The sequence below is a fragment of the Candidatus Leptovillus gracilis genome, assembly GCA_016716065.1.
Taxonomy (GTDB): domain Bacteria; phylum Chloroflexota; class Anaerolineae; order Promineifilales; family Promineifilaceae; genus Leptovillus; species Leptovillus gracilis.
Genome location: JADJXA010000003.1, coordinates 165,024 through 189,414, shown reverse-complemented (window position 1 = coordinate 189,414; position 24,391 = coordinate 165,024). Strand labels below are relative to the sequence as shown.

The 24,391-nt window shown below is 55.5% G+C and carries 19 protein-coding genes and 1 pseudogene; 3 read left to right on the top strand and 17 right to left on the bottom strand.

Annotated elements, in window-relative coordinates; genetic code table 11:
• Positions 1-15: 15 nt before the first annotated feature.
• From IPM39_09725 to IPM39_09715, 3 genes are all read left to right on the top strand, one after another.
• Positions 16-714 (top strand): ferric reductase-like transmembrane domain-containing protein, encoded by a 699-nt coding sequence (locus IPM39_09725; protein MBK8986344.1) that lies wholly within the window; start codon positions 16-18, stop codon positions 712-714.
• Positions 715-1,326: 612 nt separating this feature from the next.
• Complete coding sequence (locus tag IPM39_09720; protein ID MBK8986343.1) at positions 1,327-1,806, top strand: PD40 domain-containing protein; 480 nt, start codon at positions 1,327-1,329, stop codon at positions 1,804-1,806.
• Between the two features lie 794 nt (positions 1,807-2,600).
• The gene (locus tag IPM39_09715) at positions 2,601-3,944 is read left to right on the top strand and encodes an ATP-binding protein (GenBank protein MBK8986342.1); all 1,344 of its coding nucleotides are present in this window, start codon (positions 2,601-2,603) and stop codon (positions 3,942-3,944) included.
• 373 nt (positions 3,945-4,317) lie between these two features.
• Here IPM39_09715 and IPM39_09710 read toward each other — a convergent pair whose 3' ends face one another.
• The 17 genes and pseudogenes from IPM39_09710 to IPM39_09630 all read right to left on the bottom strand — a co-directional run bounded on the left by IPM39_09710 (position 4,318) and on the right by IPM39_09630 (position 24,389).
• Positions 4,318-5,016 (bottom strand): response regulator transcription factor, encoded by a 699-nt coding sequence (locus IPM39_09710; GenBank protein MBK8986341.1) that lies wholly within the window; start codon positions 5,014-5,016, stop codon positions 4,318-4,320.
• A complete protein-coding gene (locus IPM39_09705; GenBank protein ID MBK8986340.1) occupies positions 5,017-5,763 on the bottom strand; it encodes a hypothetical protein in 747 nt (248 codons plus the stop codon). It lies immediately after the preceding gene.
• Between the two features lie 36 nt (positions 5,764-5,799).
• On the bottom strand, positions 5,800-6,762 hold the full coding sequence (locus IPM39_09700; protein MBK8986339.1) for a carbamate kinase: 963 nt from the start codon (positions 6,760-6,762) through the stop codon (positions 5,800-5,802).
• Between the two features lie 45 nt (positions 6,763-6,807).
• Positions 6,808-7,173: a hypothetical protein gene (locus tag IPM39_09695; protein MBK8986338.1), complete on the bottom strand. Its 366-nt coding sequence runs from the start codon at positions 7,171-7,173 to the stop codon at positions 6,808-6,810.
• Positions 7,174-7,302: 129 nt separating this feature from the next.
• Positions 7,303-7,896 (bottom strand): hypothetical protein, encoded by a 594-nt coding sequence (locus IPM39_09690; GenBank protein ID MBK8986337.1) that lies wholly within the window; start codon positions 7,894-7,896, stop codon positions 7,303-7,305.
• A gap of 589 nt (positions 7,897-8,485) precedes the next feature.
• The gene (locus IPM39_09685; GenBank protein ID MBK8986336.1) at positions 8,486-9,679 is read right to left on the bottom strand and encodes an amidohydrolase family protein; all 1,194 of its coding nucleotides are present in this window, start codon (positions 9,677-9,679) and stop codon (positions 8,486-8,488) included.
• A 10-nt stretch (positions 9,680-9,689) separates the two neighbouring features.
• A complete protein-coding gene (locus tag IPM39_09680; protein ID MBK8986335.1) occupies positions 9,690-11,009 on the bottom strand; it encodes a serine hydroxymethyltransferase in 1,320 nt (439 codons plus the stop codon).
• Positions 11,010-11,080: 71 nt separating this feature from the next.
• Entirely contained in the window at positions 11,081-12,829 is a 1,749-nt protein-coding gene (locus tag IPM39_09675) for a hypothetical protein (protein MBK8986334.1), read from the bottom strand.
• 62 nt (positions 12,830-12,891) lie between these two features.
• Positions 12,892-14,148: an amidohydrolase family protein gene (locus tag IPM39_09670; protein ID MBK8986333.1), complete on the bottom strand. Its 1,257-nt coding sequence runs from the start codon at positions 14,146-14,148 to the stop codon at positions 12,892-12,894.
• A complete protein-coding gene (locus IPM39_09665) occupies positions 14,149-15,261 on the bottom strand; it encodes an alanine--glyoxylate aminotransferase family protein (GenBank protein ID MBK8986332.1) in 1,113 nt (370 codons plus the stop codon).
• 64 nt (positions 15,262-15,325) lie between these two features.
• A complete protein-coding gene (gene gcvT, locus IPM39_09660) occupies positions 15,326-16,441 on the bottom strand; it encodes a glycine cleavage system aminomethyltransferase GcvT (GenBank protein ID MBK8986331.1) in 1,116 nt (371 codons plus the stop codon).
• Positions 16,442-16,518: 77 nt separating this feature from the next.
• Positions 16,519-19,415, bottom strand: a pseudogene (gcvP, locus tag IPM39_09655) (aminomethyl-transferring glycine dehydrogenase).
• Between the two features lie 81 nt (positions 19,416-19,496).
• Positions 19,497-19,880, bottom strand: a complete 384-nt coding sequence (gene gcvH, locus IPM39_09650; protein ID MBK8986330.1) for a glycine cleavage system protein GcvH — start codon at positions 19,878-19,880, stop codon at positions 19,497-19,499.
• A gap of 141 nt (positions 19,881-20,021) precedes the next feature.
• Positions 20,022-21,074 (bottom strand): ornithine carbamoyltransferase, encoded by a 1,053-nt coding sequence (locus IPM39_09645; protein MBK8986329.1) that lies wholly within the window; start codon positions 21,072-21,074, stop codon positions 20,022-20,024.
• 96 nt (positions 21,075-21,170) lie between these two features.
• On the bottom strand, positions 21,171-22,160 hold the full coding sequence (gene ilvC / locus IPM39_09640) for a ketol-acid reductoisomerase (protein MBK8986328.1): 990 nt from the start codon (positions 22,158-22,160) through the stop codon (positions 21,171-21,173).
• A 64-nt stretch (positions 22,161-22,224) separates the two neighbouring features.
• Positions 22,225-23,418, bottom strand: coding sequence for an FAD-binding oxidoreductase (locus IPM39_09635; protein MBK8986327.1), 1,194 nt, complete (start codon positions 23,416-23,418; stop codon positions 22,225-22,227).
• 11 nt (positions 23,419-23,429) lie between these two features.
• Positions 23,430-24,389 (bottom strand): electron transfer flavoprotein subunit alpha/FixB family protein, encoded by a 960-nt coding sequence (locus tag IPM39_09630; GenBank protein ID MBK8986326.1) that lies wholly within the window; start codon positions 24,387-24,389, stop codon positions 23,430-23,432.
• Between the last annotated feature and the right edge of the window lie 2 nt (positions 24,390-24,391).

The following is a 24,391-nucleotide window of genomic DNA, read 5'->3' as shown; positions in this document are numbered from 1 at the left end:
TTTGGGAGATTGAGAATGACGACGATAGAACCTTCAACGACGAACGGCCGTATGGCCACCCTGCGCGCTTTTGTCGGCAGTCTACTGCTGGGCCTGTTAGGCGGCCTGCTGTTGCTGGGCGGGGGTTGGTTACTCCTGACCATCACCCCCATCGGTTCGCAAATCGCCCTTTTTGTGGGCTTGACGACCAAGACGCCCTGGTACCTGTCACGTTCGGCGGGTACGGTAGCCTATTTGCTCCTGACCGGGTCTACCGTGTGGGGGCTGTTGCTCAGCAGTAAAATCATTAAGGAGACGGTCCCGGCCGTGCTGTCCCTGGCGATGCACAACCTCCTCTCCTGGCTGGCGGTCGCCTTTACTGCTCTGCACGCTCTGGCGCTGCTGTTCGACAGCTATTACCCTTACTCGCGGGCCGATGTGACCATTCCTTTTATTGGTCCCTACCGACCCGGTTGGGTCGGGATAGGCATTCTCAGTCTATACTTCATGATCTTTACCTCCCTCAGCTTTAACTTTCGTAAGCAGTTGGGGCAGAAGCGCTGGCGGCAGTTGCACTACCTGACCTTTGTCATCTATGTGGCGGCGACGGTGCATGGGGTGATGGCTGGTACGGATAGCAGCAAGCCGGGGATGCAGTTGGTGTATTGGGGCAGTGGGCTGCTGGTCTTGTTCCTGACCAATTACCGGCTCCTGGCAGGCAAGACGGCACGATAAAGGATGAAAATTAAACAACGTCAAAATTGAGATTGGAGATTGGTTCAATCTCCAATTTCCTGTAGGTTATTTAATCCGAAGAGCAGAAAATTGGTCATTCGGCCAACGACAATTAGAACGCGCATTGACTCAAAAAGAATCTTACTTTGCGTATCTCGTAGGATGGGTTTAGTTTCCTCCCAACACGCTTGTGATTAGATGCAACGAGGGCAATAGCGAATCCCGAGATTCATGGAGATCAGGAAACACCAAATTCCGTTCCCCAATCTTCGGGTCATCAAGGACCGCAGAACGAGAATAGGGGGCTGAAAACGCCGTTTTCAGCCCCCATTAGGGTACTGTGCATAAACGCGCAGAAAAATATACGCTAAGGGCTTTGTGAATCAAGATAACCATATTTTGCCCGTAATTTAGTTCAATACGAACTAAGTTGTAGTGATTATCATTGATCAAAGCAACTCAAGAAAACGGTCGTTTTCATTTGTCAGCATAAACTCTCCAGATAAAATACTCTTAGCGTATATTTCTACGCAAATATGTTTAGTACCCTATCATCGAAGCGCCAAACTGGACGAGCGACGGCCGTTACCTCATCTACAACAGCGGGGGCGGATGTACACCTATGAACTGGCAACTGGCGCAATCTGGGAGATTGACACCGGCTTTGCCACTGACTGCAACAACGACCACGTCCTCTCGCCAGACAACAGCCAGCTTGCCGTCAGCCACCACACCCATGAAGACGCCGCATCGCGCATCTACATTCTGCCTCGGGCCGGTGGCGAGTCTGTATTAGTTACCGAAAAAGGCCCCAGCTACCTGCACGGCTGGTCGCCTGACGGCGGGCGGCTGGCCTACTGCGCCGAGCGCGGCGGTCAATACGACATCTATACCATTTCGGGGGTTTTGGCCCAAACCCCCAAGCAGGAAATCAGACACTGGCATAGATCACCGGAACCATCAATGGGCCTTCTCGAACAGATCGTGGTTCTTCTCGTTGAAACCTTCAGGCCATACAGTGGCGTCATCCGCGTACACCCCATCAAAGTGAGCCTCTTCAAATCGTACCTGCGCCAGGTTGGCTCCCTGTAAGTTTGCAGCAAAGAAGGCTGCTTGCACCAAATCTGCCTGGCTGAGATTAGCATGGCTCAGGTTAGCGCTAATTAAATCGGCATACCTCAAAACCGCCTCAGACAGATTCGCTTCAGTGAGATTGGCGCTAAAAAAGGCCGCATGATGCAGGTCTGTTCGTGATAAATCAGCTTCTTTCAAGTTGGCGTAGGAGAAATCGACGTGGGACAGGTCTAGATATGACAGATCTAGTCCTGAGAGATCAACACCGCGCAAACGGATGGGTTGGTGGGCTGCGGCGACAAGTTTGATAATGTCCTGTCGGGTTAACTCGGCCATGATAACGGCATCCTTTTATTAGGGATGGCAAACTCATAGCACATAAGTTCTTTTCTGGCGAAAAAACGCCATCTGCAAGCGTCTATCTGGAGACCATTTCAAACCGGGGGCAAACTCAGCTAACTGCGATAATCGGGGGCGATGCCGATAAGGCGTAAATACGCAATAAGTCGAACGATAATAACCAACAAAAGTCAGGCTTTGACCTCATATTCTACGTGCCCAACAAACCAAGGGTTATTTTGACTATCTGACTACGGTATCTTATAAACCTGTCTGTCTACGGCGCTGTGGGGAGGGAAATTACGGGCCAGTTGCTTTGCTCCACGGTTGTCACCGTCCTGGTTGTGCTTATGTGCTTAGGCCACGGCCGTTTGCTACCGCGATTTCTCACTTTCTCTGCCCTCAAATGACGTGCATGCTGCAATGGTATTTCATACATAGTAATTATAATGTTTTACATGTATAATAACTTTGTGCACCCATTCATTGGCCGTACTTCAGAGATACAGACCCTCAATACCTATCAACAGCGTCACGAGTCCGCTTTGCTCATCGTGTATGGGCGGCGGCGTGTCGGCAAAACAAGGCTGCTCACCCATTGGCTGCAAACAACACCAATCGCCCATGCCTTGTATTGGGTGGCGCAACCTGATTCAGCTACGGCGCAGCTGCGCCAATTCTCGCAAGCGCTTTATCGGTTTGAACATCCAGAAGGAACCGTGCTGACCGATTTTAGTTACCAGTCCTGGGAACAGGCGTTTGAACGGGTTGCCCGATTGGCTGAAGGGGAACGCTTCACCCTCATTATTGATGAATTCACCTATCTATTAGCGCGAACGCCGGAGTTAGCCGGTCTGCTACAGAACACGTGGGATCATCACCTTAAACAAAAAAATATCATGCTCATCTTAAGCGGCTCGCATCTGGGCATGATGCAAAAACAAATTCTAGATTATCAGGCGCCTTTATATGGACGCGCCAGCGCACAACTGCACGTGCAGCCGCTGCCCTTTGGTACAAGCCGGCTGTATTTCCCGGATTATGATGCGGCGGAAAGAGTTGCCATTTATGCCATGTTTGGCGGCATTCCAGCTTATTGGGAACGCCTGGACCAAACTGTCTCCCTGTCGGAAAACATACGCCACCAGCTGCTGACCGCCAATAATCTGATGCAAGCTGAACCACGTTTGTTGCTGCAAGATTTTGTGCGCGAACCCGATAATTACATCGCCCTTTTCAACGCCATTGCCAATGGCTACCGGACGCAAAAAGAGATAAAAACGTTTACGGGTTTAGCGCAAGGCCATGTCTCCAGCTATCTCAGCGTATTAGAAACGGCCGGTTTTATCGCGCGGCGCATTCCGGTAACGGCCGGCATCCAATCGCGTCAAAGCCGTTATCATATTTCTGACCCCTATCTCCGTTTTTATTATCGTTTTCTGGCAGCACGCCAAACCCAATTGGCTTTGGGAATACAAGAGCCAGCCCTGGCTGAAATCAAACGACATCTGCTTGATTTTATTGGGACGCATACGTGGGAAGAACTCTGCCGGGAATGGGTTCTGCGGGCTGGGGCGGCCGGTAAGCTGCCTTTTTTGGTGAATCAGGTGGGCAGCTATTGGGACAAAACGGCCCAAGTAGATGTCGTCGGCATCAATAACATGGAAAAAACGCTCATTTTGGGCGAGTGTAAATGGTCGCCTAAGCCAATGGATGGCGCTGTTCTGGATACCTTACGTCGCAAAACAGAGGCCGTTGTCCCGAGGCAGGGTAATTGGCAAATTGCATACGTGGGCATGGCGCGTGGGGCTGGGTAAAAGACGCCCAGATAATGGCCAGCCGGCTGATGACTGATGAAGAGGGAAACGGCCGTAATTGGCGCGTTTCCCAAACGATATTGGTTGATCTGGCGGAGATTGACCAGGATTTAGCCAACTGGAGCGGTTAGAAAATGGCGTATCCGCATTCTGGTTGGGCTGAGGCAACGGCCGTTTTCTTCCTCGATGGATGCTCGGAAAACGGCCGTTTTCGCCTTCTTTTTCCCCTTCATTCCGCCCTTTTTCCCTCCCCAACTCACCGTACATATTTTAATCGTATGGACAGAGAGAAAGTGCCTGGGTGCAAACCCGCGGAGGTATCGCTGAAAACACGAGTCAGGTATGCGCTGGTAGCCTATTCACAAACCACTCGTCAGGCGAAACGATAACCAACACCTGGCTCGGTAAGGACATATGTTGGACGCAAAGGGTCATCTTCAATCTTGCGACGCAGTTGTGATATAAAGACTCGCAGATATTCCCGTTCATTGCCATATTCAGGCCCCCAGACTACCTGTAAAATTGAACGATGCGTGATAACTTTTCCCTGATTCTGAGCCAAATAATATAACAACTTGAACTCTGTAGGCGTTAAATGAATCTCTTCACCTCTTAAGGAAACCTGATGACTATCACCGTCAATATATAAATCGTTACAGGCTACGGCGTGTTTAGCCGGCCGATGCTCATTTCTTTGAATTGTCCATCGTCGCAAAGAGGATCGTACCCGCGCCAAAAACTCCTCCATACTAAAAGGCATCTCCACGTAATCATCGGCGCCTAAATCCAACGCTTTGATTTTCGTTTGTTCAGCCCCAATTGCCGAGAGAACAATGATAGGCGCGTGCGTTAATTCACGAATTTGACGACAAATTACCAAACCATCTACTTCAACAGTCGCAAAATCCAACAGCAGAATAAATAGGTCAAACTTCACATCCCTGACAGCCTCAAAAACGTCTCGGTCATCTAAAGCAATAGACACCTCATACCCTCTACCGGAAAGATTCCGGCGCAAGGTACGCAAGATCGCTGGTTGATCACCGATAAGTAATGTCTGTATCGCTTCCATCTAGGCTTCTGTTACATACGGGACGTATAGAACCAGGGATGTGACTTCTTCAACTGCACTAGACGTTGTCAGTTTTATTGCCTGCAATGTCAATAATTGATACGAAACCAATGCCTTTAACTTGATTTCGGCGCGCAGATTGATAGGGAAGAGGAATCGTTCAGGGGCATGGTGAGATAACCAATTGATGAGGTCATTGGTCAGGCCAGAAGAATCAGTTTCAATTACAAGCTGCCATTCAGTGGCCTTTTCTAGCATTTGAATTGACATTGGTGCGCAAGATTTGACATTGGCGCTAAGCAAGACTTCGATTAACAATCGCAGTGCCATCCGCAAATACTCGAAATCTACAAACGCCGGGCGCGTTTCTGTGGGCAATGAGAGTTCAATGATTGCGTCCGGTAAATCTTTTTGCACCAGATCTTTCGCCTGGGACAATATCTCTTGGAGGCTGTTGGGTTCACGATGAACGATGAGGGTTTGGCTTTCACAGCGCATCGCCAGGGTCATCACGGCCGTTAAACTAGAGCTGTCATCCACACTTTTATCAATTGTCTGCATAAATTCATGTTGTGCGGCCTGATCCCAAAAAATATTGCCATCCAAAAGACTGGAAACAGCTGCTTTAATAGAAGCAAAAGACATCTGCAAACCCTGGCTAATCTCCGAAACCAGGTCCCACATGATTCGTTCGTCATCCATCACAGCGCGTGTATCATCTTCGGGTAAGGGTTTGTGTGCATTCATGAAAAACAATCACTTTGTCATTCTTGTGGTCCAATCTCAAACAAATAAACCACTCGACCCTTGTTTCATTCCGATTCGCAAACCCGCTTTGCCGTCCAGTGTTGCCGGCAATTTACGCAGCGTGGTGATAATCACTTGCTCCCCACCGCTGTGCAAAAAATTCGCAGCAGCTTGCAATTTACCTTCAACCATTTGTGAAACAAACGTCTCCTGACTCAAGAGCGAATCCAGGTCTTCAAGTGACAAATGTCTTTGTTGCTCTGTATTGAGTCCCATGAGGGCAAATTTGTCATTGCGGTCAATAACCATGAGCAGCAGGGGGGCACGCAACTGCACGGCCATCATGCAGCCCACACGATCCGTATCTACCACTGCTTCTACGCCTTGAAGACGGCCGTTGTTCCCGCGCACGACCGGGATACCCCCACCACCAGCCGCAATTACAATGGTGCCACTTTCCACCAACTGTTTGATCCCTTCCATCTCCACAATCTCGAGAGGAACCGGCGACGAGACTGCTCGCCGATAGCCGCGTCCAGGTTCAAGCAGCATATGCCAGCCCCGACTTTGTCGATGCTGTTCCGCTTTGTCTTTGTCAAAAAATGGCCCGATTGCCTTGGTTGGTTGATTAAAAAGCGGATCTTCAGAATCCACAACGGTTTGGGTGACAACGGACATAACGGGGCGGTTCAATTGGTTTTCTGCCAAAACATTATGCAGCGACTGCATCAGCATATAGCCGGTGGCCCCTTGTGTGTCCGCGCCACAAACGTCTAGGGGAATAGAATGCAAGGCATGGCTGGCCAACTCAGACCGGTATAACACATAACCAACCTGCGGCTTATTGCCATGCAAAATCGCTACTTGCACATCACTCTGGAAAATTGGCAGCAATACTTCGGCCAATTCATGGGCTTTGTCGCGTTGGTTGTCAATCGTTGAGCTGAACTTGTTAGAAAGCACTTCTCCATTTACAAGAATAACGATAGCCTTTTTCATCACAGAAATCCTCGTCAATCTCCCCTATTCCTTTGTTCGATAGAGCTAAATCATGACATGGAATGAAATCTGGTTAAAAGCCCACAAAACTGAGGACAATTCACCTGAGCCTTTATTGTACCAAACAAAAACAATCGCCCCACATCCATCAGGAATAGTCGAAGAACCGGGTGAGTAGTTAGCATAAACCCACAAATGAATAACTTTACTTTCCGGTAACTGCTTGCCCCAAAAGGGCAAAACGAACAATCCAAAGCCCAGCTTTGGCTCAAAGAACTTTAACAATGTGGGCGAAAATAGCGCCAAATACCGTTTCAGGGAGCCGTTTGGCGTCGTTTCCTTCGCCGATGGGCTAGAATTCCCTTGGGCAATGGGCCGTAACCGACTGCTTTTCTCGAAGTCGGTCAGCAAAAGGGGTATTCATTAGGAAAAACTGCCCTGGCTAACACGCGCCGCAACCGTCCTGACGTGCGCTTCGGCTGCCTGTCCCAAAATCCGGTAGGCATCGCCGGCAGCACCGCAGCCAGGTAGGTCAGGATGTTAGCCACCAACAACGCCAACTCTGGCAGCCGGAGAACTGAGACGGGGCAAAAACGAATTGACGATGTAATCCCAACATTTGCTTGGCGACCAGTGGCGGTTGCTCAACGGGCCAGCGGTCAAGGTAGAGAAGAAAGACCGTCTCTGCCGAGGCCGCCAGGTTTGTGCCCAGAACCATTGGCTTCTTATACAAAGGGTCGGAAAAGGTCCAAATGGTGAAGGTTTGCGTCGCATCGGCCACTTTCGGTCAGCACGCACCAGCTCTTGCCAGCCTTGAACTTGAATGGTGCGTCCTTGAAATTGAAATTGCGTGCTGACATCCGGCGACGTCGCTGCTATCAGGTGTTCGAGTCGTTCCCGCGGCAACGGACGCACTTTTTCACCGTATTGAGCCGGTCGGCCGCGATCCTTAGCCGGCGGCAGATAGTTGCGTCGCCCGGTTACATTCACCGCCTGGCGAATGACATACCGGGCAATGTTGGCTGTCTGCACGTCGGCCAATCCCACACCAGCATCATGAATCCAAACTTCCTTCTCGTCCAGATAGGTGCTTGCCTGGCGCAAAATATCCGCCTTGAGGTCGGCTTCGCTCATCTCTGACCGCTTGACCCGAATTATCCGCTTGAGCAAAGGAACCCGTTGTCCATCCACTTGCCCCACCTGCGTGATGACCCCGTAGCCGACGCTTTGACGGCCCGATTCGCTAGACGATAAAAGAACTTGCCGGCCCAACCCTGGAGTTTAGGTCGCCAAAAAGCTGTGATGTCCACGGCCAATGGTCGGTAGCCATCATATTCACGGGGCTGCCAACGCCCTTCACGCAGGACGATCGCGCGCCAACGCCCGATCAGTTCGCTGATGGACCAAACGCCATAGCGCAGCGCTGACCAACTCCGCCTGACCTGGCCTGGCGTGAAACCGGATTCAACCAATGCGCCGTGAACAGCACCTCGGCTTCTGAGAAAGGACCCATTGAGCATGACCCACATTAAATGTAAAAAGAGCCAGGTTCGTGCCCACAGGCAGAATTTGTACGATTTCTTCCAGAACTTGTATAGTTCGGATGATGGCGATTGACATATGTCCTCCTTGCAGTTTGTGTTTTTGCTACCTGCAATTATGAACAAGTTGGTCGCCATCAGCACCTATGACTTACCGGAAAGTAAAGAATAAAGGTGAATGGTCAATCAAACAACTTGCTTCCATCGGCCACAAGGATTTTCCCGTTTTTCACTACATAGGTGCGGTGGGGTTGTTCGATAACCGCTTCTGCTGGTGTCTCGCCCCCCAAGATCACAAAGTCGGCCCGCTTCCCCACTTCAAGGCCATAATCAGCAGCGCCCATCACCTGCGCGCCACCATAGGTGGCTATCTTTAAGAGCATCTCAATCTCTTCGTCTCTGCGTAAGCCGCTGCGATAGCCCATCAACTTCACCCGTTCCAGCATGTCAATGGTGTAATATGGTCCCCAGGTGTCGCGAACGCCATCGGTTCCGGTGCAAAGGGAGACCCCAGCGTCATAGAGCGTTTTGATGGGCGGAAACGGCGAATGACCGGAGCCAAGGGTCATGATGGTGATGCGATTTTCTAGCAACAGGTCAATCAGCGCATGTAAGTAACCCTGTTCAACCGTGCCCAGACAAAAGACGTGGCTAATGGTGACCCGCCCTTGCAGGCTCAGAGCGCGGGTACGTTCGGCAATCAACTCGACGGTGAACGCACCCAACATGCCCGGTTCGTGGAGATGGATGTCCAGGTCTACGTTGTAACGGGCGGCGATGCCAAAGATGGTGTCCAGGTGCTTCACTGGGTCACGGTCTATCACCGCCGGGTCCAGGCCGCCCACGCAATCTGCGCCAGCTTTGATGGCTTCTTCCAGCAGTTCGACGGAGCCGGGGCGACTTAACATACCGCCTTGGGGGAAAGCCACGATCTGCATGGTCAGCATATCTTGGTACTGTTCGCGGGTGGACAAGACACCTTCGAGATTTCTCAGACCGACACCGGCATCTACGTCTACGTGAGTGCGGATGTGGGTGACGCCGGTGGCAATAGATGCCTCTACCTGCCGCGCCGATTGGACCTGGGGCGAGTGATTGACTTCGCGTTGGACGCGCCGTTCGTATTCCACGAAGTCTTGGACACGGTGACCCGCAAGTTGATTTCTATGCCAGGGCAGGCCCATCAGATTTTTGTCCAAGTGGGCATGGGCGTTAACAAGACCAGGGAGCAGCAAGTGAAAACGGCCGTCCACTACCATCCCATCGTCAGCCACAATATTCGGCTCTATCCGCTGAATTAAGCCATCCTCAACCAGAACATCTACAGTGGGGCCGCCCCACGGCCGTACCTGCCTGATCAACAGCTTTTTGGTCATAGAATGCTCCTTACTCCGCAAAGAGGGGAAATTGTATCGCTAGCGATTTCACTTTTTCGCGCAAATTCAGCAAGTAGGGATCATTGTCCACCTGTTTCTTGAAAGATTTGATAAAAGTGCCCCGCTCTTTTGGTTCTTCGGGTAGCGTGGCATCTTTGACGTAAGCCACAACCTGGGTGATCCACTGCCCGATTTGGACCATTTCCGCTTCCTGCATCCCCCGTGTGGTCACCAAAGGCGTACCCAGACGCAGACCGGAGGGATAAAACGGCGAGCCTGGTTCGTTGGGGATGGTGTTCCGATTGGCGTAGATTCCAGCCACATCCAGGGCATAGGCGGCCTGCGTTCCCAGACCCACACTTAACGGCGTCAGGTCTACCACCATCAAGTGATTTTCACTGCCGCCTCCGGCCAGCGTCAGGCCGCCAGATAACAGAGATTCTGCCAGGGCATTGGCATTCAGGCGCATTTGCCGGGCGTAAGCGCGATAAGCGGGCTGGGTGGCCTCTTCTAAAGCGATGGCAATGCCGGCCGTAGTCGCATTGTGTGGGCCACCTTGCAAGCCGGGGATGATCGCCTTGTCGATCTTCGCACCCAATTTTGCGTCACGCGCCAACCCGCGTTCAGTGACCAGGATGATGGCCCCGCGTGGGCCGCGCAACGTCTTGTGTGTGGTGGTCGTGATCACGTCGGCGTAGGGCACGGGCGAGGAATGTTCACCGCCGATAATTAGGCCAGTAATGTGTGAAATGTCGGCCAGCAGCCAGGCCCCAACAGCATCGGCCACTTCGCGAAAACGGGCAAAATCGAGCATAAAGGGATAAGAGGTTGTGCCCGCGATGATTAGTTTGGGCTGATGTTCTCGCGCCAGGGCGAGCATGTGGTTGAAGTCTATACGGCCGTTCTCATCCAGCCTATACTGCACCGACCGGAAATACTTACCAGAAAAGGTCACGTCGGGATGACCGTGCGTCAGATGGCCGCCGCCGCCCAACGTCAGCCCCATGATGGCGTCGCCGGGTTCTAGTAAAGCATATTGCACGGCCGTATTGGCCGGCGACCCGGAGTATGCCTGTACGTTGGCAAAGGGTACGTCAAACAAGGTCTTAGCCCGTTCAATCGCCAGGTTTTCTAGCTTATCTACGATCTGGTTGCCTTCGTAGTAGCGCCGTCCGGGGTAGCCTTCGGCGTATTTGCTGGACAGGCAGGAACCTAATACTCCGGCTACCTGGGGGGACATATGGTTTTCAGAGGGAATGAGGCCGATTTTTTCTTTCTGGCGTTGTTCTTCTTCTTGTATCAATTGGTAAACGATATTATCGGTTGTCATGGTGTCTTCTCGTTCCTAAAAGGGGTAGCGAGCGGCGAGCAGCGGGTTCTTTCTGGACTCGCTACCCGCTACTATTCATCCAACAAATAAACGGGTTCGGCGTAGAAGCGGATACGGCCGTTTCGTTGCTTCTCCAATAATTGCTCATGCAGCCAACGGTTTTTTTCACGCAGCGTTTGGTCAGTGCGTAGAACTTCCAGGTCTAAATTGACGCGCAAAATCCGGCCGGGCACGATAAATCGCGTAATGCCCGCTGGCAACCGTCGCCCCGCCTGTGCCAACTGAATCACCTGATCCACCGTATAAACCGGAAAAACAACCAGCGCTGTCATGTCCGGAAACTCATGTTGGAGTTTGGCCATGTCCTGAATCAGGGTGCGTGATGTGTGGCTGGCATCAATGTAAGCGGCAGTTAACTGGTTAAGCGCCTCCAGACGATTGACGCCCGACCGAGCCTGCACCAGATAGACCGGCCCATCGGCAAATTGCATATAACACAAACTGCCATACGCCAACTGTTCTTCGGTGACATCAGCGACCGTGCTAACAGCCAGTTCAATATCGGGCAGCGAATGAAGCAAATCGAGCAAGTCAACCCGGTCAATCTGACGAATGACGTGATACCACGTCTTAAGCTGCAAACCCTCGGCGTCCGATCGGAAAACTTGCACCAACATATGGGGAAGACCCAATTGGCGCAGCGCCGTCGAGCGTGTCGCACCATCCAGCACCATGTACCCTTTCTCTGTTTCCATGACCAGCGGCGGATTCTTCAACTGGCCGGAAGCCAGCAAGCGGTTCGCCAGACGCAGCACGCGCTTCTGATCAAACAATTCGTGCGGGAAAACTTTGTCCGAGGGCACAATGCGTAACGGTAAGACAGGCTCCACTTCGTTGGCAGCGAAAAAATCGAGAAACTTCTCGGCGACGGTGATGGCTGCTTCACGCGCTGCATCTAGGGTATAACCGGCGATGTGGGGTGTCACAATCACCCGTGGGTGCTGCACCAATGGATGTTGGGGCGATTCGTCGCCCGCCAACACGTCCAGTGCGGCTCCGGCAATTTGCCCGTTGTCCAGGGCTTTCAGCAGCGCCGCTTCGTCTACAAGCTGGCCGTAGGCCGAATTGAGCAAATAAGCGGTTGACTTCATGTGCGCCAGCTCTTGAGCAGCGATGAGGTGATAAGTCTCCAACGTCACCGGCACGTGCAACGTCACAAAATCCGACAGCACCAGCAGATCGTCCAGGTCTACGGATTTGACGTTGGCTTCCAGGGCTAGTTCCGGCGTGAGTTGGGGCTGGTTGACGAGAATTTTCATGCCAAACGCCTGAGCGCGCACGGCTATCTGTCGACCAACCGGCCCAAAACCAACAATACCCAATGTTTTTCCGTAAAGCCCCATGCCGGTCAACTGTTCCCGTTGACCTGTGCCCAGGCGCAGACTTGTTTCTGCCCAGGGTAGACGGCGTGCCATGGCCAGCAGCAGGCCCAGAGTGTGTTCGGCAATGGCCATGGTGTTGGCCGCCGGGGCGTTGACCACCTCGATGCCTCTGGCTTTAGCCGCAGCCACGTCTATGTTATCTAAACCAGGTAACGCCCTACCGATAATTTTCAGGCGAAAGCCAAAATCTAGCAGTTCGGCTGTTACCTGGGTTTCGCGGCGCACGATGAGACCGTCATAACAGGGCAGCAGGGCGCTGAGTTCGGCCTGGGTCAGGTCGGTTTGCACGTCCACGTCAACGGCCGTTGCCAGCAGTTCCAATCCTGCCTCATGCAGTGGTTCACACACCAAAACACGCGGCAATTGTTTATCAATCATATCCAAACCTCAAACAACAGTTAACAGTGAACAGTGAACAATTAACAGTTCACTGTTAACTGTTAATTGTTCATTGTTAGCTGGCTCTGCCGCTTATTCATCGCCCGCAGCTTGCCCGCTTTGAACACGTAACACTTCTCCGCCTGGCCGACGATGGCCGCTGACGCGGAGGGCGCATCCAGCAACACCATGTCAGCGATGCAGCCCGGTTCCAGGCCATAATCGGGCAAGCGCAGGGCGCGGGCAGCGTTGGTCGTGCTCATGCGCAGCAGCGTCTCCAATTCGACCACGGTGTCCATGTGCGCTCCGTAAGCCAGAATGAGCGCTTCTTCCAGCAGGTTCAGGTTGCCTAACGGCCGTAACGCATCCCTTACATTATTCGAGGCATACGTCACGTTCACTCCGGCGGCCAGCAGTTCCTTCACTCGCGTCAGGCCGCGCCGGACGTGCTGCCGGTCTTCGCGCCCCAGGCGGTACAGGTCTGGCTGGCTGGTCACGGTGATGTCGGCTTCTTGCAGCAGGGCGATGGCCTGCGCGGCCACCTCCGGCGATGCGGAATCCAGTGTGCAGGCGTGGCCGACGGTGACGCGACCCTGGTAGCCATAGTCCAACGTGCGCCGGGCGATGTGGACGACCTCTAAATCGTCCAGGGTCACATCCGGTTTCAGGCTCAAATCGGCGTGGATGTCCAGGTCGCGGTCCAGTTTCATCGCCAGGGCGAAGGCGGCGTCTATGTGCTCTTGCATGGTGAAGCCGGTTTCGATGTTGGCCGCGCCGCCCATCACGTCCGCGCCACAGCGGAAGGCTTCGCGGAACAAATCCAGCGTGCGCGGATCGCGCAGCAGCCCTTGCTGCGGGAAGGCGACAATTTGCAGGGTCAGCCAATCGGCCACGGCCTCTTTGACCGCTTGCAGGGCAACGATGTGCTTGAGGCCGATTTCGGTGTCCAGGTGGCATTGGGCGCGCACGGCCGTTGTGCCATGGCGCAGACCCAATCGCAACGCGGCCGTCGCCCGCTCCACAATCTCTTCATGGGTGAAGGCGCGTCGGCGGCGCTCGATGGCCGCGTTGAGTTCGGACATGGAGGCGTAGGGAACGGTTCGGCCAGGTTTATGCGGGTCATTGCTGAGAGCGATGTCCAGATGCAGGTGGCTTTCGACAAAGCCGGGGATCAGGTAACGGCCGTTGCCCGCCACCTCCTGTTTTGCCACGTAATTCAGGGTTGGACCAATGGCGAGAATACGGCCGTCATGCACCGCTACACACACTGGTTCGGGGGCAACGGCCGTTACCACGTCCCGCAAAAGCAAATCAATCATTTAGAAGACCACATCCAACATGCGCAGATAGCTGTCTATATTGACCAACAATTCCTCAATGTCCGTTACTTGCCAATCGCCCATGTGACCAATGCGAAAACATTTGTCCTTCAATTTGCCGTAGCCATTAGAGACGACCATGCCTCGCTGCCGCAAGAAGGCATTCAGATCTTTCACCACCAGACCATGCGCGTTGGCAATCGTCGTGACGGTGGGGGAAGCATACGCTTCTTCGGCAAAAAGCTGGAAGCCGCGAGTTTTGGCCCACCGCACCACCAGGTCGCGCATCGCCAGATGGCGCGCCCAGCGCGCCTCCAGCCCTTCTGCCAGGATAGCGTCTAGCTGCATGTCCAGCGCATACAACAGGGAGATGGCCGGCGTCGCCGGGGTCTGATCCTTGACCATATATTTTTCCAACGTGACATAATCAAAGTAGTAACCGCGATAGGGAATGGTTTTCGCTTTTTCCAAAGCGCGGTCGGAGACGGAGGCGAAGGCCAACCCAGGCGGCAGGGCGAACGCTTTCTGGCTGGAGGTCAGGACGATGTCCAGGTCCCAGAGATCGGGTTCCATCGCCATGCCGGTCAGCCCACTGACGGCGTCTACCATGATGGTGATGTCTTGACCGCCGGGTAGCTGGCGCACGGCCGTTGCAATCTCTTGCACCGGATTCGCTACGCCGACGCTGGTCTCATTTTGCACCAACGCCACGGCGTCGAAGCCACCGGTGGCCAGCTGTTCGACCACCATTTCCGGCAAGACAGGCTTACCCCATTCCACGTCCAACACGTCCACTTCTTTGCCGTTGGTTTGCGAAACTTCGATCCAGCGGTCGCCAAAGGAGCCGTTGGTGCAGTGCAGCACTTTGTGCGCCACACAGTTACGGCTGGCGGCTTCCCACATGCCCGTCCCAGAGGCGGCCGCGACGTAGACGCGGTATTGGGTGCGAAATACCTGGCGCAGTTTGGGTTGGATGCGCCCAAAGAGCTGGATGGCTTCGGGCATACGGTGGCCAACCATCCAGTTGGCCTGGGCGTCGAGGATTTCTGGCCGGACTTCGGTGGGGCCGGGCAGAAATAGTTTGAGATGTTCTGCTTCTTTTCGGATGCTCATGGGTTGGGTGTGTTCCTCAGATTGGGCCAATCTTGAAGATTGGCCCAATCTCTGAGTATGATTTTTAACGATAGGCAGGGGTGTAAAACGGCCGTTTCACTACCTTCACCTTCTTCAATTTATCGCGCACCTGCACGTCCAGTTCCGTGCCGATGGCTGAGAATTCGGCGGCGACCAGAGCCATGCCCAGGTAGCGCCCTGTGGTGGGTGAAAACATGCCACTGGTGACGACGCCGACGTCACGGCCGTTGCCATAAACCGGATACGTTTCGCGTATCACCCCACGTTCCAGAAGTTCGATGCCCACCGACACTCGCGCTGGCTTTTCTAGCTTTTGCTTCAGCAGCGCATCGCGGCCAATGAAGGGTTTGTCGAAACTGACGGCAAACGTCAGCCGGGCCTCGACCGGGGAAATGGTGGGCGACAGCTCGTGACCGTAGAGCGGCATACACGGCTCAAAGCGCAGACTATCCCGCGCCGCCAGCCCAATGGGCAGCACGCCATCGGCCTGGCCGGTTTGCAAGATGCCTTCCCAGATGGTCACGGCGTGTTCGGCCGGGAAGTACAGCTCGAAGCCGTCTTCGCCGGTGTAGCCGGTGCGGCCTAGCAGAACCGGCACGCCAAAGAGGGTGTCGTGCAGCGCCGTAAAGCGCGGCACGCTTTCCAGATTGGCCTGCGTCAGCCGGTTGAGGATGGCCGGAGCCTGCGGGCCTTGAAAAGCGAGCATGTATGTCTCATCGGAGACGTCCGTCAGCGTGACGTCGTAGCTGGCGGCCTGAGCCGAAGCCCATTGCACGTCTTTGTGCCGGTTGCCGGCATTGATGGCGATGAAAAAGTAAACGTCGCCGACCGCGTCGGCCAATTTGTAGATGAAGATGTCGTCTACCACCCCGCCATCCGGGTAACACATCAGCGAATAATGGGCGTCGTTCAGCGCCATCCGGCGCACATCGTAGGTGACAAGATAGTTGACGAACGCTTCGGCCTGCGGCCCGCGCACTTCCATCTGGCCCATGTGGTCAATGTCGAACAGCCCAGCCACGGTGCGTGTGGCTTTGTGTTCTTCTAACGGGCCGGTGGGATATTGCACGGGCATTTCCCAGCCGGCAAACGGCACCATCCGGCCACCGTTGGCCGCGTGCCAGGCATGGATGTTGGTTTTTTGTAAAGGTTTGGTCACGGGTGTCCCTTTTCCCTGGGAGCGCAGGCGTCCCGCCTGCTTTTGCGGGCGGGACGCCCGCGCTCCCAGGCTGGTATTTAGTCTGTAGGCGCGTAGGCTTCGATGGGCGGGCAGGTGCAAACGAGGTTGCGGTCGCCGTAGACGTCGTCTATGCGGCCGACGGGCGGCCAGAACTTCCAATCTTTGACCCAGGCGGCAGGGAAGGCGGCCTGGGCACGGGAGTACGGCCGTTCCCACGTTTCACTCGTTGCGGCCACGGCCGTGTGCGGCGCATTGACCACCACGTTGTCGTGCAGGTCAGCCTGCCCGGTCTCAATGGCGCGAATCTCTTCCCGAATTTGAATCATCGCCTGGCAGAAGCGGTCTAGCTCCACCTTGGATTCGCTCTCCGTTGGTTCGATCATCAGCGTGCCGGGGACCGGGAAGGCGACGGTGGGCGCATGGAAGCCATAGTCCATCAGCCGCTTCGCCACGTCCATCACCGAGATGACGTCTTTCAGGGGGCGCAAATCCAGGATGCACTCGTGGGCGACACGGCCGTTTTGTCCTTTGTACAGCACCGGATAGTAAGGATCGAGTCGCTCGGCCACGTAATTGGCGTTGAGAATCGCCATCTGCGTGGCGCGGGTCAGCCGGCCGCGCCCATCATGGCGATGTAGGCGTAAGAAATGGTGACGATGCTGGCGCTGCCCCAGGGCGCGGCCGATACCGGGCCAATCGCCTTCGCGCCGCCCACTCGCCCTACCGCCAGGGGATGTCCCGGCAGGAAGGGGGCCAGGTGCGCCGCCACGCCAATCGGCCCGACGCCCGGCCCGCCGCCGCCATGCGGAATGGCGAAGGTCTTGTGCAGGTTCAGATGGCAGACGTCCGCGCCGATGTGACCCGGCGACGTGAGGCCCACCTGGGCGTTCATGTTCGCGCCGTCCATGTAGACCTGCCCACCGTTGGCGTGGATGATCTGGCAGATTTCCACGACGCTCTCTTCAAAGACGCCGTGCGTGGAGGGATACGTCACCATCACCGCGCCCAACGTCTCTTTGTATTGCTCGGCTTTGGCGCGCAGATCGGCCACGTCAATGTTGCCCGCTTCGTCACAATCCACCACGACCACTTCAAAGCCGGCCATGACGGCGCTGGCCGGGTTGGTGCCATGCGCCGAACTGGGGATGAGGCAGACGGTGCGCCGGTCGTCGCCCCGGTCGAGGTGATAGGCGCGGATGACGAGCATCCCGGTGTATTCGCCGGCTGCTCCGGAGTTGGGTTGCAGGGAAACGGCCGTAAAGCCTGTAATCTCCGCCAGCCAGCCTTCCAGCCGCCGGAACAATTCGTGGTAGCCCTCCGCCTGGTCGGCCGGGACGAAGGGATGCAGCGCGCCAAACTTGGGCCACATCAGGGGCAGCATTTCGGCCGTGGCGTTGAGCTTCATGGTGCAAGACCCCAGCGGAATCATCGAATGGGTCAGCGAGAGGTCGCGCGATTGCAGCTTGTTGATGTAGCGCATCATCTCCGTTTCGGAGTGGTAGCGGTTGAAGACGGGGTGGGTGAGGTAATCGCTTTGCCGGTCGTAGGGTGCGCCGTAGGCCAATTCCACGCTTTGCGCCAGGGCTTTGATGTCCACAGAACCGGGCGCAGCGCCGAAGACAGCCAGCAGCGCTTCGACGTGGTTGAGGCGTGTGATTTCGTCGAAGGCGATGCCAATACGGCCGTCTTCGTAGTAGCGCAGGTTGATTTCCTGGGCCAGCGCGGCGGCGCGGATGGTTGCCTGGTCGCGGGGGCCGCCAGCGATTTGCAGGGTATCGAAGACGGGGGCGTCGTTGATGGTGTAGCCGAGTTGTTGCAGAGCTTTGCCGAGAACGGCCGTTAACACCCGAATCCTTTGCGCCCGCAGCCGAATCCCGTCCGGCCCGTGATACACCGCATACATCGAGGCCAGAATCGCCAGCAGCACCTGCGCCGTGCAGATATTGCTGGTGGCCTTTTCGCGGCGGATGTGCTGTTCGCGGGTTTGCAGCGAGAGGCGCATGGCCGGGTTGCCGTTGGAGTCTATCGAGACGCCGATCAGTCGGCCGGGCATGTTGCGTTTGTAGGCTTCGCTGGTGGCGAAGAAAGCGGCATGTGGCCCGCCAAACCCCATCGGCACGCCAAAGCGCTGGCTGTTGCCCACCACCACGTCCGCGCCAAACTCGCCGGGCGGGCGCAGCAGCGTCAGCGCCAGCAAGTCCGTCGCCACGACGACGAGGACATCGTGGGCGTGGGCTTCGACGACGAATGGTTCATAATCGAGAATGTCGCCGTTGGTGGCCGGGTATTGCAGCAGCGCGCCAAACGTCTGGGCAAAATCGTAGCTGTTGTGGTTGCCGACGACGACCCGGATACCCAACGGCGCAGCGCGATTTTCGACCACGGCGATGGTTTGCGGATGGCAGAGTTCAGAGACAAAAAAAACGTCGGCGGTGGATTTGCGCGGCCGTTGGCGCAGGCAGAGGGTCATCGCTTCAGCGGCGGCCGTGCCTTCGTCCAACAGCGAGGCGTTAGCGATCTCCATGCCGGTGAGGTCGGTGATCATGGTCTGGAAGTTGAGCAGCGCTTCCAGCCGTCCCTGGGCGATTTCGGCCTGGTAGGGGGTGTATTGGGTATACCAGCCTGGATTCTCGAAGATGTTGCGCATCACCACCGGCGGCATGATGCAGTCGTAGTAGCCCAGGCCGATGAAGGAACGATAGAGCTTGTTGCGCCCGGCCAGTTCGCGCAGTTCGGCCAGGATTTGTGATTCGGTGCGCGGCGTTTCCAGGTTCAACGGGGCCGTGAGCCGGATGCGTTCCGGCACGGTTTGGTGGATGAGGTCGTCGAGGGAGGTGGCGTGAACGGCCGTTAACATCGTCTCAATCTCCTCCGGGCGCGGCCCAATATGCCGGTCTACGAAGTGGTCGGTCGGGTCCAATAATTCAAGTACAGAGGGTGTGGGTTTTATCATAGTTCCTCTTGGTTCCGTATTCCGTGTTCCGTATACGGTTTACGGAATACGGCTTACGGAATACAGTTTACGGAATACGCCTTACGCTTCCTCATGGTACGCCAGGTAGGCGTCGGCATCCATCAAGGACGTTACCTGCTCCAGATCGCTTAGTTTGATGCGGACCAGCCAGGAGGCATACGGGGCGCTGTTTAGTTGTTCGGGGCTGTCCACCAGGGCGTTGTTGACGGCGATGATTTCGCCGGCGACGGGCATAAACAGGTCGGCGGCCGCTTTGACCGATTCGATGACGCCAAAGGCATCGCCTTGTTCGAAGCTGTCACCGACGTTGGGTAGTTCCAGATAAACGATGTCAGACAAAGCGTCTTGAGCATGGTCAGAAATGCCGATCACCGCTTCATCACCTTCCACTCGTAACCATTCATCGTCTTGGGTATAGAATAATCCAGGTTCTATTTTGCTCATGGGTTCCTCTTTGCAGAAGTTTGTTCGTTGGCCGGTCAGCAGACGATCCAGTGAACAAACCAAAAAATGGATGCACGGCCGTATACAGGTTACGGCCGTGCATCCAAATCCGTAAACCGTAGTCCGTTTACGGAATACGGTTTACGGCATAATCGCGGCCATCACACCTTTTTGCGCGTGCAAACGGTTTTCCGCTTCGTTAAAGCAGGTGTCGCCCCACTTGCCATCCAACACAGCGTCGGACACTTCCGCGCCGCGTTCGCAGGGCAGGCAGTGCATGTATTGGGCGGTCGGTTTGGCGAGATTCATGCGTGCTTCGTCGGCGATCCAATTCTTGTATTTGCCGAACAGTTTCATCATCTCGTCTTTTTCCGGCTGTGCGGTGACGGGCGGCAGCAGGTCCAGGCAAACGTAATTCTTGGCGTAGACCACGTCGGCATTTTCGCAGGCGTCTTCCATGTTTTCGACGACCTGATACGTACCGCCGCTGGCGAGAGCGTTGGCGCGAATGTCGTTCTCGATGCCGGGATCAATGCGCATTTCGGGCGGCCGGGCAAAGACCAGGTCGGCGCCAAAGAGGCTGGCCATGTACATGAAATCGTGGTGAGGGGCGATGGGTTTTTTAGGGCTGGAGCCATAGGTCCAGGTAACGGCGACTTTACGGCCGTTCAAATTCTTGCCATACAACTCCCACAACGCCATCGCGTCGGCCATGCCCTGGCAGGGGTGATATTTGTTGTCTTCCATATTAATCACCGGCGCATGTGACCATTTGGCAAATTCTTCAATGATACGGAAGCTCTTGTCATATTCCCAACCCACCACGTCACCCAGAATACGGATGGCGATGGCGTCGCCCATGCGCGAGAGGACGCGCGCCACGTCGGAGATGCGCTCGGAGGCGTAGCCCAGGTCTTCGCCTTCCAGGGTTGGCAGCCGTGTAGACGATGGTTCCAGAAAATGGCCGTGGCCGCCCAACTGGAAGATACCGGCCTCAAAGCTGTTGCGCGTGCGCAGGCTGGGGTTGAAGAACATCATGAACAATGTGCGTCGCGGTAGAATCGTGTCATGGGCGCGGCGCATGGTATTGTCCGCCTTCAGTTGCAGGCCCAATTCCAGCATGGTCTCCAGTTCCGCTTTCGTGAAATCTTGCAGGCGCAAAAAGTCCCGCCCTTTTAATCCTTCAGTAACCATTTTAATTTCTCCTCAAAGTGTATATGTTGGTTGTTGGTTAGTTGGTTGGTTTTGCTTAAACCAACCAACTTTTTCTGATTTTTTGGTAACGGCCGTCTAACCCTTATCAAACAGCTTGCGCCATTCACGACCGACCTTCTCCATAACCGAGTTTGCCCCGGTACGGCGCAGGCGATGCAGCCGGGGCATGCCCAACCGCCACTCTTCCATCCAACGGGCGGCAAATTCGCCGCGCTCTGTCTCCTGAAAAATCTTTTTGACTTCGTCGTAATTGATCACCCGCGGCCCGCTGGTGCGCACGGCAAATTCGCAGGTGCGGCTGCTGCGTTCCGAGATGTAGGCTTCAATGCCGATATCATCCATCACGTCAATCACCGTGCGCAGCGAGCGGATGGCTTTGGCATAGGCAAAGTAGGGCGGGTAGCCGTTTTCCACCATCGTGTCGAAAACCGCTTTCATCAGGTGAATTGCCCCACCGTAAAGCACCTGCTCTTCAAAGTTGTCGCCCTCAGTTTCATGCTGAAACGAGAGTTCCACCACGCCGACGCGGGTGCTGCCGGCGGCTTTGGCAATTGCCAGCACAATCTCGCGGGCATCGCCGGTGACGTCTTGTTCCACGCTGACCGCGCCGTAAATGCCGGAGCCTTCCAGAAACTTCTCGCGCACTTTGTGGCCGGGCGCATTCGGCACGTAGAGGGTGATGTTCACATCCTGCGGTGGTTTGATGGAGCCGTAAAGGACGTTGAAGCCGTGACAAAAGCTCAAGGTTGCGCCGTGCCGCAGGTTGGAGTGGATGGATTCCCGGTAAACGCCCGGCTGAGCCGGGTCGGCCAGCAGTACATGCACCACGTCGGCGCGCCGGGTGGCCTCGCCGATGTCGTACACGTCGAAACCATCTTCTTCCGCCTGGTCCCAATCTGGATAAAGCTCCCGTGGCCCCGCCCCGACGATGACCTTGACACCGCTATCCCGAAAATTCAACGCCTGCGGCCGGCCCTGAATGCCATAGCCAAGCACAGCGACAACTTTGTTGTTCAAGATAGATATGTCTACGTCGTCGTCACGATATACTTTTTCAGACTCCATGCTTAAACCTCTAGAAACTATCAGAATGGTTCAATGGCCAAGATTGAACCATTCTGACAATAGACTACCACGTCACTTTGTGGTGCTTTTCCAATCTGGCCGGATCGTCGAAGCGTGAGAGAGGCAGCTTGTCAATGAAGAACGACGTTTCGCCGGTCATAATGTAGCGGGCAATGTCACGGCCGATGGTTGGCCCTTCGATGACGCCGTTGCCGCCGGCGCCAATCGCCAATACATACCCGTCTACCGAGGTCGGCCCCAATACCGGCATGTAATCTTTCGGTTCGGCCCGATAGCCCACCCAGTCGTTGGCGACGGAAGATTCCAGCAGCCGGGGATAATGCTGCATCAGCTCTTCGGTCAGGAAGTCCCAGAAGTAGGGGTCTGTGCCGCCGGTCATGGGCAGATCATCCGGATTCCACAGACCGGCGTGGTCGGGATTGTTGAGATCCATCGTCAGGTGGGCTTTGCAGATGAAGACGTTGTCCTTATCTTTGCGGGCGTAGAAGCGCGGGTATTTGAGGACGGGGAAGGGGTAGCCCAGACTTTCGGCCGGTTCCAGAATGAACACTTCGGCTTTGGTGTGGATGATGGGCAAATCCAGGCCCACTTTCTGGCCGAAGAAGGGCGCCCAGGGGCCGGTGGCGTCTACCAGCACGTCCAGGTCGAAGTGGCCTTTGGTGGTGTCTACGCCGGTGACTTTGTTGTTGACCATGTTGACCGTTTGCACTTCCGTGCCAATCATGACGGTGGCCCCTTTTTCCCGCGAGAGGCGGGCCAGGGTGTTGGAGATCATGGTGGGGTCGAAGAAACCGTCGTCGGGGCTGTAAGCCGCGCCCAAAACGCCATCCAGAGTCAGGTCGGGGATGATGGTGCGAATTTTTTCCGGGTCTTTCCAGTATTCGGCCTGGTAGCCGGAGGCGACGGCCAGGTCTACGGCCTGGAGGGCGTACTTCTCGTATTCGGGGTAAGGGGCAATGAGCAGCGTGCCGGTTTGTTCAAAACCAGTGGAGCCGGGGAACTGTTTTTCCAGGTCGGTGTAGAATTTGAAGCCAAAGAGGCGGATGGACCAGAATTCGTGCGGCACAGAGTCGTCTATGAGGCAGTGGGTGCCGGCCGATTTGGCGGTTGTGCCAGAGCCGATGGTGTTCTTTTCAAAGAGAAAGACTTCGGCGTCTTCGTAATGGTGGGTGAGGTGGTAGGCAACGGCCGTACCAATAATGCCGCCGCCCACAATGCCAATGCGCTTTTTTGTCATGTTCTATTCTCCTAATTCTTTGTAATGGAACGCGCCTTGATTGCCGTAATCAGGGCGGGAACAAATTGATACAGGTCGGCGTGTACGCCGTAATCGGCCTGGGCGAAGATGCCCGCGCCCTCGTCTTTGTTGACCGCGACGATGAGTTTGGAATCGCGGATGCCGATCATGTGTTGGATGGAGCCGGAGATTCCCAGGGTGAGGCAGAGGTCGGGCGACAATTTGAGGCCGGACAGCCCCAGCCATTCGGGGAACCAGTCGCGCTCTGAAGAAACAGGGCGCGAGCAAGCCACCTGCCCGCTGAGAAGTTGGGCCAGTTCTTCGGCCAGGGCCAAATCTTCGCGGGCTTTGACGCCCTGACCGACGTCTACGATGACAGGGGCGTCTTGCAGGCGACGGCCGGTTTCCCGTTTCTCGTTATTCTCCAGCACGTGCAGCCGAGGCGCGTTTACCGTCACAGCAGCGGGGACAACTTCCGCCGTTTTACCAGGGAAGGCTTGCGGCTGGAACGTGCCGGGGGCCACTGTCGCCAGCGCCGGGTGGGTGGTAATGTGATAGGTGTTCTGGCCCATGCCGGTGTAGATGAGGCACACGGCCGTTACCGTCTTGCTCGCCATATCAAACGTAAAATCTACGCACCAGGAGACCGCGCCCAGTTCCAGGCGCTCGGCCACCTGGCCGCTTACTTCCAGGCCGCGTTTGGTCGCGCCCACCAGCACCAGGTCTGGCCCCGCCAGACCAATGACACCGGCCAGGGCGTCGGTATAGGTTTCGGGATTGTAGGTCTCCAGGCCGGGGTCGGTGACGGTGTAGACAACGTCCGCGCCCCATTCGCCCAATGTCGCGGCGGTGGCGGCGGCGGAGCCAAACACGGCCGTCACCACCTGATCAAACCCGGACTGGCTGGCTTTACCTAATAATTCCTGTAAAACGCCCGTTTCCTCAGAATAAACAAATAACTTGGACATCATGT